We start from the raw sequence: 13,655 nt of genomic DNA on the forward strand, positions 1-13,655 counted from the left end.
TGAAACTCATTCAGCGTAGAGCTTATGGTTTTAGGAATTTTGAAAATTACAGGGTGCGTGTTAAGGTGCTCTGCGGGTGATTATAGCTGCCCCCTTAAATGGGAAAGAGCCGATTTTTTAAGGGTTTGGTAAATTGATTGTAACTTATTGATTATACTCGGGTTCTCATGGTGGCCAGAGGCAGAATCGAACTGCCGACACGAGGATTTTCAGTCCTCTGCTCTACCGACTGAGCTATCTGGCCCCGAGGGTTGCTATTAGACTCCGAGAAGCGTTTTGAGTCAAGTGTTGAATGCATTTTTTTTAAAAAAAAATTGTTTTTTATCTCAAGGGGATTTATTTCTTGAATACATACGTTATGTGTTTTTTAAAATCATAGTGTTTTTTTGAATAAGTTATTAATTTTTATCATGACTTTTGTATCTAATAATAGCATCTTGAGTCCATCAAATTCAAAATGATAGGATATCATCCTACTGTATCAAGTTTGTTTCAGGTTCTGAGAAAAGAGAGAAAAAAAAGAAAATTTTTTGCGTCTTATATGTTGTCCAAGGGATTTTGATTTTACGAAAACCTAGAGGTTCTTAGACGCAGTTCATAGAAACAAAAGCAATGCATAAACCCGCAGCACATATTGGGGCCATAAAATTGAATTTTTTACAAACGATTTTAAATTTTATGACCTTCTTTCAGAATTTTGTACACGGGCTTATTGCGTACTAATTTCTAAGCTACTGTAAGTTCTAGTTTTATTATTCAGGACTGTATCCTGCTGGTTTTTCAGAACCATCACCAAAAAAATATTTTTGCATTTCTTCTTTTAAAAATTCGCGAGCTTTAGTTTCCATTAAATTCAGGCGGTATTCATTGATGAGCATGGTTTGATGGCTTAGCCACATATTCCAGGCTTGTTTTGATACCTCATTATAAATCCGCTCACCTAATGCTCCAGGGAAGGGTGGTTTTAATAAGCCTTCGGCGTCTTGGTTTAATTTACTGCAATGTACTATTCTGGTCATGTCTGCCTCTTATTTTCAACATCATAAACTTAGCATAGTTTACGTGTTATTCGGCAAATTTGTACTTAAAATTACTTTTATTTTAGTCTGAACGATGTTTAGCCTGAGCCAACAAAATATGTTGAGACAGAATTTGCTCCTGTTCATTTGTTAATCCGTTAAACTGAACCGCTGTTCGGTAATTATGTTCACTTTGGTATTGGCTGTAGACTACAGTACCTTCAACAATTATGGGAATCATTTTGGGTTTAGTATAGATTACCAATTTTATCTGGGTTTTTTCTTTAATGAGGTCAGGTGTTTTAAATGCCATTCCACCCAGACTAATATTGACCTTACGCAACTGAATGGTATTCGTCATTAGCATTTGTCGTGATAAATAGTCTATTTTTGCATTCAATAAGTTCAGATAATGGGCAATTGTTGGTTCTTTAAGGGCAATAACTTGGGTGAGTTCAGCAAGTTCATAATCAATTTCTTGAAAATAATGTGCCGCTTCAAGATATCGTTGTCCATTTTTGCCTAAAAGTTGATCTACAACTGCGCGATCAGGACACAGCTCTCCAGGTTCCATTGTTCGGTAGTTAAAATAGATATGATCTTCTACCCGAAAATGTTGACGTCTCTCATGTATAGGCATAGTAGCTCCATTAACTGCATTTAGTGAACAAGTCCCATAGACTTGCATGATGTTCCTACTTGTTCCTCTTGCATTATGTCCAATATCGATGAATTAGGTGATGATTTTACTACCCACTCATCTTCTTCCCTTCCTTGTATTGTTTCAGTGATGACTATTGTCTCGGTTTGGCTCAACCCTTTTTGTCGCATACTCGCTGTTAGAAATTGACTCCATGACGTTGAGAACGTTCCTAATTGATGTATTACCTTTTTTGTAATATCGGATAGCTCCTGGCTTTTTTCTAGTGCTTCCAGGTAATTTGTTGCTTCGGCTGCTTTCAGTATGCACTCATCAAGAAAGTTAGTGAATTGTTGATCGGCGATTTTATCGTGTTTTATTGCTTCGCGTACTACGGCATTAAATTCAGATACTCTATCAAGCTTTAAAGCAGCGGTAAAAGCATCATTTAACCTCATTGGAACTTTCGAAGGAGAAATCATTTTTTGTACTTGTTGTTGTGCATCAAAAAGGAATTTTTTAAAGACATGCATGCCAAAACCTCTATCATGGGCTGTGATAATAAACTCTCTAAGTCGATCTTCAGTTTCAATGATGCATTGCAATTTCTCATCAATAGAGGTTGTATCGCACTTCATTTTTTTAGAATAGATTGAAATCGTACTCATAATATTAGTTCTATTGCCCATATTATAAGCATCCTTGATTAGTCCCAAATCAGCAGGATCCAAATAGTTTGTATTGGGATCCAGAACTAATTGATGTTCAGGATGGAGTGCATCTTCTCGTAATGCTGCAAAGTGTACTTTACTTAAGGTTACAGTCTTGGTCGATGTATTGGTAATTGAATCAGCTCCGGTACGCCGTTTAATAAAATCAAGCATGGGTGCAGAAACTTTGTCACTAAAGGTTAGTTGTATCAAGCCATTGCCAAGCTCTTCTACTTTTTTAATTTTATTTTGCTGTCTATGAGTCCAAGGATATTTAAAGGCGCGACCGTCGTCGCTAAATAATATGGGATTATGCAGGAGTTTTTCAAAAATCAAAGCTTGCCTTATTCCGAAAGAATCAATGTCACCTACTGTTTGGGGAAGCATATTATCAATTGCTTCAAGCCGTTCTAGGACTCTTGTTTGCAGTGTTTCTGCATCTTTTTCAAGAACCATTAGATCACTTAGCTCGGAAGTTAATTGGCTTTGTTTTTCTGTACTTAGTGGTTTTTTAAATTGTCGTTTAATTCGGGATGCTTGTTGGTGATGTTGCCATGCGATGTGATTGATATACTGGATAATTTTATCACCAATAGACCGCAATTGCATGATACTTTCAAATTTAGAATGCATGGATGAATCTTCAATAATCGTGCGATTACGTCCCAAGCCATGGCGAGTATGCCTTCTAAGAAAATCACCTGGAATAAGACACATTCTTGAATCAAGAATAAACTTATCAGTATCCATGAGTGATTGGTCAAAGATAAAAAGTGATTTTGCTTTTCTTAATGCCTTATTTTGGCAATTGCCTCCAATTGCATCGGTATCACTACATAGATAAAGTAAACCGAGTACTTTACCAAAATCTTCGATAAAATAATCCGCTTGTATTCCTTCACCTAGAGCTTTGATTGTTGAATAATGTGTATAGGTTTTTCCTGCAAGCCATGCATAAAATGTCTTTCCTGAAGAAAATTCATTCAGTAAACGTATCTCTTCAAAGGGTATAAATAACGCTGGATGTCCATTATGGGAAATTGTAGTCGCGGCAGCTGTATCTAATCCTAATAATCGAGAAATATTGAGTGCCATAGCTTCATGTTGCACTTCTTTGATATTGCCATGTTTGGGTAATTTAATAATGGCTTGTGTGCTGAGTTTATAGTGTTCTCTCTCAGCATGGTAAGCCTCTATACTCAAACCTTCCTCACGTTTAGATAAGCGATGCAACTGTTTTTTTACCGTCTCCAGACTGATTAATGAGATTTTTTCTGTCACCCCACCTACATTTTCTTGTAACATGCAATAGGCGAGAGTTGAGCTATTGTCTAGGGGGATATTGATTCGTTTTAATTCATTGATTTTATTGAGATCCAATAAGATAATTAATCTCTTTTCTAAGTTTTCTCTTTCCGAATCGCCATTGCTTACTCCTGCTATCTCTTCTTGTAGGCGTTGAATCTGTGCGGTGACTTGTAGTGAATTGGATGCATCAAAAACTGCAGCTTCCGGAAAGGTTTGTGCCAGTGCATACAGTTTTTTTCTACTTTTAACTATCAAATCTTCTAGCTGGGTATCAATATCCAGGGGTATATTGGTAGGGCGTTCATAGTAATCATCTTTAGGTAATCGAATAATTTCATGTGCATTTAAGGTATATCGTATGCCTTCCTCTACTTTTTCAAAATCGACACTCTTAAGCAAAGGAGGGGAACTTCCTTTTTCAAAAGCAGAAGCATATTTAATGATGCCACATAATTCTCGCCACTGGTTTGGATCCGTTTCCAGAGTCCCCAAGTCAAACAAGCCATTTTTATGAAGATCAATATGATCTAATAACTTATCAAGATCAGCATAGCTCTCCAGATCATTATCCTTCAGTTCCACTGCAACAGGATTTTTACTTTTTTCTTTTAAAAAACGTTTAATAATCCTGTTTTTTTGCTCCAACTCCATTGGTTATGTCCTTATAAAACCAATTCGACCTGTTTATAAATATAGACAATTTTTATGCTTTTGGTCAAAAAGTACATTAGGGGTTTCCGTATAATAATCAATGCGAGTACTGATGAAAACCAATGAAATTTCAATCTTTTGATTTTAATAATGGTTTGCGCAGCAAATAAGGCAAAAGTTTCTGAGACGATTTAATTGGGTAGTAGTCTCAATAAAAGAGCATAATAATTTCTTTTAAGAGATCGGATACTTCAATTTATTGAAAAGAGGGCGTAGTTATAGAGTTATTATCTTCTGGTAGCTTAAATGCTCCACTCTTAAGATCGCTTTCGAAGTTTTGAAAATCAAAGCAGTATTCTTTGCAAAGTTCTTTTAAATTTTTACGCACTTCTTGGGGCATACTCTGGTTTTGATCAATCGCTTCCCAAGCTTGCTGATAAGGCATTTCAAAATACTTCTTCCAGCCATTGTCATCTAGCTGAGTTGTTATTTTTCCTGCTTGGACTTTCATGGATTTCATTTCATTACCAATATACTCCTCTTTTATACCGCCATTATGAGTTCTGATTTGATTTTTTGCACCATTATAAATTTGGAAATCTGTTCTAATTGTAGCGATGGCATCTAATAAAGTGGATTTACGAGATTTTCCCGTTTTATTTTGGCTCTCAGCAAGAATTAACCCCATTTTACCGTATGAATCTTTTATAGGGTCCATCGGATCGCTTATTTTTTCAGGGGTGATTGGTGTTGATGTTTCCTTTTCGCTTCCTGATAATTTTTTATAAACACGATTGGCAAAATTAGCGAAATCTTTCAATCTGCTCATTTTAAACTCTTTTTAAGTCTCTATTAATATATTTAGCCTATGACAGATATTTGAGTATTAATTAATTGACCGTGTTGGTTTCTTTTACAAAAAATTTACAAATTTTTCTTATTAAAATATAAAAATAAAGTAATTTTAATCTTCTCATAAATGTATAGATTTTTAGAAAGAATTTATTAAATCGAGAGGAGAAATAGGCAATAACTTAAGATTCTTGATTTTTTTTAATTAAGATCATAAATAATTTTTGAGTTTTGGGTCTTCCCTGAGCCCATTACTTTTATTGTATTAACCCTGTAGTTAAGTGTTCCTGGGTACTGATTTTTTCTTGGACTGCTTGAGGTTGTCTAAAAATATCCTGAGCTTTGGGGTAATGCGAGTTTTTCTCACCTCTAAAGAGTGTACTGCCGACTCGACGTATCGATCTTTTTTTAACCTGTGGATCGTCATCTTTGGCACCCTTGGCAAGTTTTGCGAAAAATCTGTAGTTTTCCTTAAGATCAACAGACGTTCTTTTCTTATGCTTTGGTTTATCAGTTTGAGAAGCGGTTTTTTGTTGCCCAGCGGGTGATTCCTCAGAAGCATGGGGTTTTACATCAGCAGATGTTTTGGTGGGAGATGTTGCTCCATCTGATTTTTCAGTACTGTTATTTTTAACCACTATCGTCTCTGTTGACAGAAGCTCTTCATCTTTTTTTTCTGTGGGAGAAGGAACGCTGGCTTCCTCTTCTGTAGGATCTTTCTGTGTTTCTAATACATCAACCTCTTCTTCTTCACTATTGGAGTTTGTGTCGTTTAGAGCTCTTATCTCATCCAAATGTGCTTGGAAATAATCATTAAAGTTATTTGCTTCTGTGGCACCTAGACTATCCAGAATTGTTGCAGGTAAAAACTCCAGTTGAATAAAATGAGTCCGGAACTCTTGATCATTAAAGTTTAATGAAATGTCTATATTATCCGCGGTAGTTACTCTTTTTACTCTGAAAAAACCAAAAGATAGGGTATGGATTATTTGTCTCCACCAACTTGCAGAATCCCAATCTTTTGCTAAAAGTGAGGCTTCAATATCTTGGGAAATTTGGGAAAAATAACTTTCCGAATATTCTTGATAACTTTTTATTGCTAATTTTTCTGCCATTCGATTGAGGCGAGGTTCTTTAGGATCTTGTTCGGAAATGGCAACAAAAACTATGTTCGCTTGTTCCAAAAAAGTTATATCTTCACATTCATTTTTGTTCAATAATTGCTCGATTTCATCTAGTTCGCGCTCAATCCCTAAATGTTTTGCCGGTAATTCCATTTCAAGTTGTTTATAGAAATCATCGATATTATGATTAACAAAGGGAAGTAATCTTTTGAACTGTTCTATTGTAAGCCTTTTACCTTCCTGATAACGCGTCAGCTCGTCAACAAGTATGGATAAGTTAGTAATGGCTCGATTAGGCTTTTCAAAATGGGCGAGTACGCTTCTATGTTTCTCATCCGATTTTTCGGTTATATCACCCAGTTGCGTTACGATGAGGAATTCTTTGAGCGCTTTACCTATTTGATAGGACATCAGTTGTTCTATGTCAATTTGAGTGGTTTTTGCTTTAGGTAGGTAATCCTCACATGCTTCATCAAGGCAGGCGAGATATTGAGGTGGAGCATAGCGTGGACTACTTCGTAGTATACTGGCAAGTGGTTTTGGGGAACGTACGAATGTTTTTCGGTCACTTACCAGTAATTTTTGGTTATGCACCAAAAAATTACTTAATTTAATATCAGGATGATAGGCATTTGCTTCTTTGAGTTTAAGGCAAAAATCATTAATCTGATTGAAGTAATATTTTGTTACGGCTGCAATTTTTTGGTGTGGCTGACCTTTTAGTCTTTTTGCAATATCTAATAAGCTTCCCTGATTTGCAAATTGACTTAAAACTACAGGTTTAAATTCAATTTCCTTCTGGTCTTCACTTTTGAATTGCATCATAAATAAAGCAACGTCATTAGCGAAATATTTGGATACTGGGTAAGTGTGGAGATCTTGTTCAAAGCTCAAATCATTTCGGTCTTCTACCCGAAAAACAAGAGATTCTTTCCAACCCTTCATTCTGAATTTGAAGTTAAAATTATTGACTTGTTTTTCGCCTAAAATTTCGGTCTTATAGTCAGAACTACTTAAATCATTCTCACCTTTAATTGCACTGATTTTATCTTTGGCCAAACTTAGAATTTGCGCATGATCATCGAGATTCTTTTTTAGAATATTCTCTTTTTCAGCTATTACACTAAGATGAGCGCTTATAGCCAAGAATCGTTCTTTTATTTCACTAAAAGGTCTTGCACTTTTTAATAATGCATCTCGTTCTTGCATTAATTCATAAATATCTTTTCCTTCTATTTCTTCTTTTAATCCAGGTGATATGAGGGGTGCGGTTACTTGCGATGCAACAGCTTTTGCAAATTGGATCCCTTTAAAAAAGAACGAACCATCCGGATTTACTCCAAACCTTTCTTGATGAGCTCGCCAACTTTCAGGACCTCTTGCTGCTAGCCATTTAAATTCTCCTTCAAATATAGGTATTGAATTAATATGATAATTGATCTTCTGTAAGTAGAATAAACGCTGGACTACATCTTCTTCAGGTATTTTATTAAATTCATGTATTTGGCGTATTAGCCTCCGGTGCTTTGCGTTAATAGGTTTTACTGTTAATCCCATGTTACTACTCCAACGTCAAAATCAGAAAATAGGTATCGATGTCATTTTAAAAGTGGACAATTATTTTCACTACTGAGATTTCATTTCCTTTGATAAGCTGGAAGCAAAAGCTATTAGTGAGATTTTAAAAACCACTAACATCAGCAATTTTAAAAATTGCGTAAAATTAAAACATAGACCTATGTATCTTTCAATAAGTGTATTTGAATAAAAAGTGAATGAATGCATCGTTCGAATCATTTTCTTTTTTTAGCAAATTTACGAACTGTTTTAAATATAAGAGGACAGTGTGGGATGATGTAATTACTAAGAAAACTACTATCTTAAGTGGTCTATTTTATGATTTAATATTTACTATTTCCAGCGTAAGAAAGGTTTATCATGACTTTTGTAGTAACAGAAAGTTGTATCAAGTGTAAGTATACTGATTGTGTTGAAGTATGTCCTGTTGATTGTTTTTATGAAGGGCCAAATTTTCTGGTGATTCACCCTGAGGAATGCATCGATTGTGCATTGTGTGAGCCGGAATGTCCTGTTAATGCCATTGTTTCTGAAGATGATTTAACTCCTGAGCAGCAGCAATTTAAAGAATTAAATGCTGAGCTTGCAAAAACATGGCCTAATATTACCGCAAAAAAAGATGCTCCGTCTGATGCTAAAGATTGGGAAGAGGTTAAGGATAAACTTCAATATTTACAAAAAGAGTGGTAGAAATCACTTCATTAGCTGAATCATGTCAGCGAATTCTTGGCGAAAAAGGGCGGCTTTCGACTGCTATACCGGGATTTGTAGCACGTAAGCCGCAGTCCGATTTAGCCCTGGCTATTGCTGAAGCAATCGAAGAAAAATCAATTTTAGTTGCAGAAGCAGGTACAGGAACAGGCAAGACTTTTGCCTATTTACTTCCTTGTTTATTAAGTGGGAAAAAAGCCCTGATTTCTACAGCAACCAAAACGTTACAAGATCAGCTTTATCAGAAAGATTTACCAACTTTAGTCAGGGCTTTAGGATTATCTGCCCGCATACAAAATCTCAAAGGAAGATCCAACTATATTTGTCAATATCGTGTTTTATTACATTCCGAGGAAGGGCATTTTCAAAGTCCGCAATGTGCACATGAAGTAGCTCACGTACGCAGTAAATTGTCACAAATGAAAAATGGTGACCGCTCGGAGTTGCCGGAACTAAATGAAGATTCTCCGGTTTGGCATTATGTGACTTCAACAGTAGAGAATTGCTTGGGTATTGAATGTCCAGAGCATGAAACATGCTTTTTACTCAAGGCTCGCAAACGTGCGTTAGATGCTGATGTAGTCGTCATTAATCATCATCTGTTTTTTGCTGACTCACGGTTGAAAGAAGAGGGATTTGGAGAATTATTACCTGGTGTTGACGTGGTTATTTTTGATGAGGCTCACCAACTTGCTGAAACAGCAACTCACTTTAATGGAGAACGAATTGGAACGCGGCAGTTTTGTGACTTATTGGATGATCTCATTAAAGAATGGCCTGTTGTAGACCTTGCAAATCAACCTTTAAAAGCTTTAAGCCATAAAGCAGACAGGTTGATAGATGAGTTATTAAGTACTTTACCAGAAGTTGATGATCGATTTAGTTGGGAGGAAATGAAGCGTAAGAAGTCCTTTCTACGTGTTTGGGGGGATTGGTTGACATTAAAAGACGAGGTCATGGCATGCTTCAATGAATTATCGCTTGCTGAATTTCCTGGGCTTGCGCGCTGCAAAGAACGATTGATGGAGTTTGCCAGAGTTTTATTATTTTTTACTCAAGAAAACAATCATAAAATACTTTGGCTAGAGCGCTTTAAACATACTTTAGTTTTTCATGTTACACCGTATGATATTGCTGAAACATTCAGTGGATTACTCAAACGTCAAGAGTGTACTTATGTTTTTACTTCTGCAACCTTAACTATAGCAGACTCTTTTGATTGTTTTTGTAAGCCATTAGGATTGTATGAGGCAAAAACTTTATTATTACCAAGTCCTTTTGATTATCGGCAACAAGCATTGCTGTATTTACCCAGAGGCTTACCTGATCCCAAAAATTCTACTTATTATGAATTATTAGTATCTCGAGCTGTTCCTTTAATTGAAGCTTTAGGAGGACGTTGTTTTTTCCTATTTACTAGCCATAAAGCGTTAAAACAAGTTGCTCAAATGATGGTCAGTATTTTAAACTATCCGTTATTGATTCAGGGAGCTGAGGCAAAACCCATTTTACTTGAGCGTTTTAGACAATTAGGCAATGCTGTTTTATTGGGAACTGCAACTTTTTGGGAAGGGGTGGATGTTAAAGGGGAAGCTCTTTCTTGTGTTATTATTGATAAATTGCCTTTTTCCAGTCCAGTTGACCCCGTAATTCGCGGTAGAATGGCTTACTTAAAAGAAAGAGGCTTATCGGGTTTTGATGAATTATCTTTACCTGGGGCAGTGATTGCTTTAAAACAAGGAGTAGGGCGGTTAATTCGGGATAATTCGGATAAAGGTGTTTTAATGATCGCCGATCCCCGTCTAACCAGCAGAGATTATGGTGGACGTATCTTAGCCAGCTTGCCTCAGTTACCAAAAACTCGTGATGAGCACAAGGTGCTTCAATTTATTAGAGAATTAGAGCTGGATTATGAAACTGTTAGCGATTGATACATCTACAGAAATAGCCAGTTTGGCTTTGCTTACTGGAGAAGAATTATTTTGTGAAGAACAAAGTAATCAAAAAACACATGCCCAATTTATTTTACCTATGATTGATAGATTGATGGTACATGCTGATTTAAAAATGAGTCAGCTGGATGCCATAGTATTCGGTCGCGGACCAGGTAGTTTTACCGGTTTGCGAATTACGTGCAGCATTGCAAAAGGTCTCGCCCATGCCAATGATTTGCCTTTAATTCCAGTAAGTAGCTTGGTTGCTATTGCTTGGTCTGTTCGCCAGCAGAAGCAGATGCGCAGTTCGCCTGTATTGGCTGTATTGGATGCGCGGATGCGTGAGATGTATTGGGCTTATTTTGCTGAAAATCAATGGACAGCAGAAGAATACGTTACGCCAGTACATGCACTGAGCCTTCCTGAAAAGCAATCAGTAATTCTTGGAGGAGTAGGTATAGACTCATATTGGGATGACTTTACTCCACAAGTTAAAGCACAAATAAGTGATAAATTAACAGTATATCCTTCTGCAGCAGCTATGATCCAGTTTGCCCGGTTTTCTGAGCAAAAGCCTATTACAGCTGCTCAAGCACAACCTGTATATGTACGAAATAAAGTGACTTAGGATTATAGGAGAATTTTGTGGATAAAAAACTATTGGAAATATTGGTATGTCCTTTATGTAAAGGGAAGTTATTGCTAAAGAAGCAAGAACTTATTTGTAAATTTGACCGATTGGCATTTCCTGTTCATGATGATATTCCTGTGATGTTGGAACATGAAGCTCGAGTGATTTCATTAGAGGAAAAGGATAAGTTGTAATCATGGCATCGTAACCTGGGTAAAAGCGTAGCGAAACCTGGAAATCTAACGCCTCGCAATGCTTTTACCTAAACAACAGATTATGATTTTGTAATATATTTTTTACGCCAATACAGTAAAAATGCAGGGAGCATCATGATTAAAATTCCTATAGAGAAGACCAGACGAAAATGCCCGGCACTACCGAAATTCATAAATTCGACGGGTGGTATGAAGCCTACAACTAAAGTCATAGTACATCCGAATAAACCCAGGATACAGGTTAAATAGTAGCCTATTTTTTTTCCTGGTATTGCAAAAGGCCTCTTAAGATGCGCGTATTTGCTTTTTAATCTCCACGCTGCAATAAACATCAAGACATACATCATAATGTAGAGTTCTGTACTTAAAGCAGTAAATAACCAATATATAGCGTTAACACTAGGAAACAAGAGAAAACCACTACACAAAAAAGTAACTAAAATTGCTTGGGTGATTAAAATTCGCGAAGCGACTCCGTGATTGTTCAACTGGCACATGAATTTTGGCAAGAAGTTATGATTGGCAGCCATGAGCAAACCTTTGGCGGGTGAGATAATCCAATTAATCATACTGCCTAAACTTCCTAATAGGAGTAATGCAATAAGTAAAGGTAAGAGCCATTCAAGGTTGTATGCGTGGAAAAAGTTATTAAACGCTTGAAGTACTCCGTCAATTAAACTGATTTTTTCTTTTGGCAGAACAAAAGCAATAGCCAAAGAGCCAAAAATCATTGTGGTTAAAATTAGCAGTACTGAAAAAAACATCGCTCGAGGAAAATTGACTTGTGGATTGTGTACATTGCGGACATGAACTGCTGCGAGCTCCATGCCTAGAAATGAAGTCATAATTGCAGTGAGTGATACCCAGGATTGGCTGTCTTTCCAGTGAGGCAGCAAATGCGATACGCTCAAATCAATTGCTATAGGATTCCCTTTAATAACCCAAACCAGTGCAAGAAAAATAATAAATCCCATAGGAAGAATCATTCCTAATATGGCGCACAGACCCGCAAAATATGCTGAGGCACGTAAACCAGATAAAGCAATAAGAGTTAATGACCAAAATATGACTAGAATTACAGAAATTAAATAATACTTATTCTGGGCGAGTTCGGGATTGATTAAGTAAGCCAAAACTCCTGCAATAAAGGATAAAATAGTTGGATACCAGACTAAGGTATTGATCCATTGCAACCAAATAGTAAAAAAAGCTAAATTTTCACCATATGCATGCTTTACCCAGCTATAAATTCCACCTTCTTCATCAGACCAAGTTGATGATAGCTCCGCTGATACCAAAGCTACAGGAATCAAAAAAACAATTGCAGAAAAGATAAAGAAAAAAATTAATGAAGAGCCGAATAGAGCTGTTGCCGGTAAATTCCTGATGCTGTCAATTGCACCTGTAATCAATAAAACCAAGGCAAATACGGATATTTTTTCAGAAGACCAATTGTTCATTAATTAAAAAGACTTATTAAAAATGCCAGGCATTATATAGGAAGTTGGCGATGGACGTTACTTTTATTTTATCACATAGTGTTAAGTTTGTTGCGTTTATGTAAAAAATTACCGTGAAACACGAATTATATATTCGGCTTGCACGCGGGGAAACTGATTTTTCACTGCATCACTTGTGGTTAATCTTGCCTGGCTTTGGATTAACTCCCGGGCTATTAAATGGCTAAATATGCGACTAACTTCTTAAAATCATGGAGTTACTGAGTTATCCAAAAAAAGTTTAGTGTCATATAAATGAGATTGTTTTATTTGTTTCGTATTCGTAAAGAGAAATTTTCTTTTTTCTCGTATGATTGAGTTTGAAAGTATTTTCTTACAGATTTTAAGAGCATTATCCAATTTGAGAAAAATATCTATTGTTAACTGAAATCAGATTTACACAAAGTTATAACTCTTTTTTTTCTTTATTAAAACCGCCTTTACAAATAGGAGATTGCAAAACAATTTTGCTCCTATCTCCCCACTCCTCTGGAGTAAATAGATGCATGCTTAAGGCATGTAATCCAAGTTCAAATTCTTCTTTGAGCAACTGATTTAATAATCTATGCCGCGCAATTCGCGATAAATCAATAAATCGTGATGAGACCACAGTAATTTTAAAGTGTGTTTGTGCACCTTCAGGAACATGGTGATTAGCTGATTCATCCTCGACATTTAAATAAAAAGGAACTAATTCTTGACTTACTAATTTTTCAATACGATTTTTTCGTGACATATTAAACTCTTACTAAAATTCATAATAAAAAAGCCGCCATGAAGCGG

At 36.1% G+C, this 13,655-nt stretch carries 12 protein-coding genes and 1 tRNA gene; 5 read left to right on the plus strand and 8 right to left on the minus strand.

Annotated features, from left to right (window positions below; genetic code table 11):
* The coding region (locus tag Lpar_RS19685) for a transposase (protein WP_154696056.1) at positions 1 to 80 on the plus strand (80 nt) is incomplete at its 5' end.
* 88 nt (positions 81 to 168) lie between these two features.
* Here the strand turns inward: Lpar_RS19685 and Lpar_RS11475 are convergent.
* From Lpar_RS11475 to legK7, 6 genes are all read right to left on the minus strand, one after another.
* Positions 169 to 244: transfer RNA gene (locus tag Lpar_RS11475), tRNA-Phe, on the minus strand.
* A gap of 508 nt (positions 245 to 752) precedes the next feature.
* Complete coding sequence (locus Lpar_RS11480; protein WP_058518063.1) at positions 753 to 1,019, minus strand: oxidative damage protection protein; 267 nt, start codon at positions 1,017 to 1,019, stop codon at positions 753 to 755.
* 82 nt (positions 1,020 to 1,101) lie between these two features.
* Complete coding sequence (locus Lpar_RS11485; RefSeq protein ID WP_058518064.1) at positions 1,102 to 1,659, minus strand: PilZ domain-containing protein; 558 nt, start codon at positions 1,657 to 1,659, stop codon at positions 1,102 to 1,104.
* A 20-nt stretch (positions 1,660 to 1,679) separates the two neighbouring features.
* Positions 1,680 to 4,328: a hypothetical protein gene (locus Lpar_RS11490; protein WP_058518065.1), complete on the minus strand. Its 2,649-nt coding sequence runs from the start codon at positions 4,326 to 4,328 to the stop codon at positions 1,680 to 1,682.
* Between the two features lie 256 nt (positions 4,329 to 4,584).
* Positions 4,585 to 5,157: a hypothetical protein gene (locus Lpar_RS11495; protein ID WP_058518066.1), complete on the minus strand. Its 573-nt coding sequence runs from the start codon at positions 5,155 to 5,157 to the stop codon at positions 4,585 to 4,587.
* A gap of 280 nt (positions 5,158 to 5,437) precedes the next feature.
* On the minus strand, positions 5,438 to 7,861 hold the full coding sequence (gene legK7, locus Lpar_RS11500; RefSeq protein ID WP_058518067.1) for a LegK7 family Dot/Icm T4SS effector kinase: 2,424 nt from the start codon (positions 7,859 to 7,861) through the stop codon (positions 5,438 to 5,440).
* Positions 7,862 to 8,242: 381 nt separating this feature from the next.
* On the opposite strand from legK7, the gene fdxA reads away from it, so the two are divergent.
* Genes fdxA through Lpar_RS11520 form a run of 4 tightly spaced genes read left to right on the plus strand, consistent with a single transcriptional unit; the run spans position 8,243 to position 11,352 of the window.
* Positions 8,243 to 8,572: a ferredoxin FdxA gene (fdxA, locus tag Lpar_RS11505; RefSeq protein ID WP_058518068.1), complete on the plus strand. Its 330-nt coding sequence runs from the start codon at positions 8,243 to 8,245 to the stop codon at positions 8,570 to 8,572.
* Positions 8,566 to 10,524, plus strand: a complete 1,959-nt coding sequence (locus tag Lpar_RS11510) for a DNA repair helicase YoaA (protein ID WP_058518069.1) — start codon at positions 8,566 to 8,568, stop codon at positions 10,522 to 10,524. The genes fdxA and Lpar_RS11510 overlap by 7 nt, the downstream gene beginning before the upstream one ends.
* Positions 10,505 to 11,155, plus strand: coding sequence for a tRNA (adenosine(37)-N6)-threonylcarbamoyltransferase complex dimerization subunit type 1 TsaB (gene tsaB, locus Lpar_RS11515; protein ID WP_058518070.1), 651 nt, complete (start codon positions 10,505 to 10,507; stop codon positions 11,153 to 11,155). The genes Lpar_RS11510 and tsaB overlap by 20 nt, the downstream gene beginning before the upstream one ends.
* A gap of 17 nt (positions 11,156 to 11,172) precedes the next feature.
* A complete protein-coding gene (locus Lpar_RS11520) occupies positions 11,173 to 11,352 on the plus strand; it encodes a Trm112 family protein (protein WP_058518071.1) in 180 nt (59 codons plus the stop codon).
* Positions 11,353 to 11,432: 80 nt separating this feature from the next.
* Here Lpar_RS11520 and Lpar_RS11525 read toward each other — a convergent pair whose 3' ends face one another.
* Together Lpar_RS11525 and Lpar_RS11530 are read right to left on the minus strand one after the other, a co-directional pair.
* Complete coding sequence (locus tag Lpar_RS11525; protein ID WP_058518072.1) at positions 11,433 to 12,833, minus strand: APC family permease; 1,401 nt, start codon at positions 12,831 to 12,833, stop codon at positions 11,433 to 11,435.
* 445 nt (positions 12,834 to 13,278) lie between these two features.
* Positions 13,279 to 13,608: a BolA family protein gene (locus Lpar_RS11530; protein WP_058518073.1), complete on the minus strand. Its 330-nt coding sequence runs from the start codon at positions 13,606 to 13,608 to the stop codon at positions 13,279 to 13,281.
* Between the last annotated feature and the right edge of the window lie 47 nt (positions 13,609 to 13,655).

It is taken from the genome of Legionella parisiensis, from assembly GCF_001467945.1.
In the GTDB taxonomy this organism is placed as follows: domain Bacteria; phylum Pseudomonadota; class Gammaproteobacteria; order Legionellales; family Legionellaceae; genus Legionella; species Legionella parisiensis.

Bases quoted from the DNA above. Each gene is read 5' to 3' on its own strand.
- Lpar_RS11480 (WP_058518063.1), bottom strand. From the start codon at position 1,019: ATGACCAGAATAGTACATTGCAGTAAATTAAACCAAGACGCCGAAGGC.
- Lpar_RS11485 (WP_058518064.1), bottom strand. From the start codon at position 1,659: ATGCCTATACATGAGAGACGTCAACATTTTCGGGTAGAAGATCATATC.
- Lpar_RS11490 (WP_058518065.1), bottom strand. From the start codon at position 4,328: ATGGAGTTGGAGCAAAAAAACAGGATTATTAAACGTTTTTTAAAAGAA.
- Lpar_RS11495 (WP_058518066.1), bottom strand. From the start codon at position 5,157: ATGAGCAGATTGAAAGATTTCGCTAATTTTGCCAATCGTGTTTATAAA.
- legK7 (WP_058518067.1), bottom strand. From the start codon at position 7,861: ATGGGATTAACAGTAAAACCTATTAACGCAAAGCACCGGAGGCTAATA.
- fdxA (WP_058518068.1), top strand. From the start codon at position 8,243: ATGACTTTTGTAGTAACAGAAAGTTGTATCAAGTGTAAGTATACTGAT.
- tsaB (WP_058518070.1), top strand. From the start codon at position 10,505: ATGAAACTGTTAGCGATTGATACATCTACAGAAATAGCCAGTTTGGCT.
- Lpar_RS11525 (WP_058518072.1), bottom strand. From the start codon at position 12,833: ATGAACAATTGGTCTTCTGAAAAAATATCCGTATTTGCCTTGGTTTTA.
- Lpar_RS11530 (WP_058518073.1), bottom strand. From the start codon at position 13,608: ATGTCACGAAAAAATCGTATTGAAAAATTAGTAAGTCAAGAATTAGTT.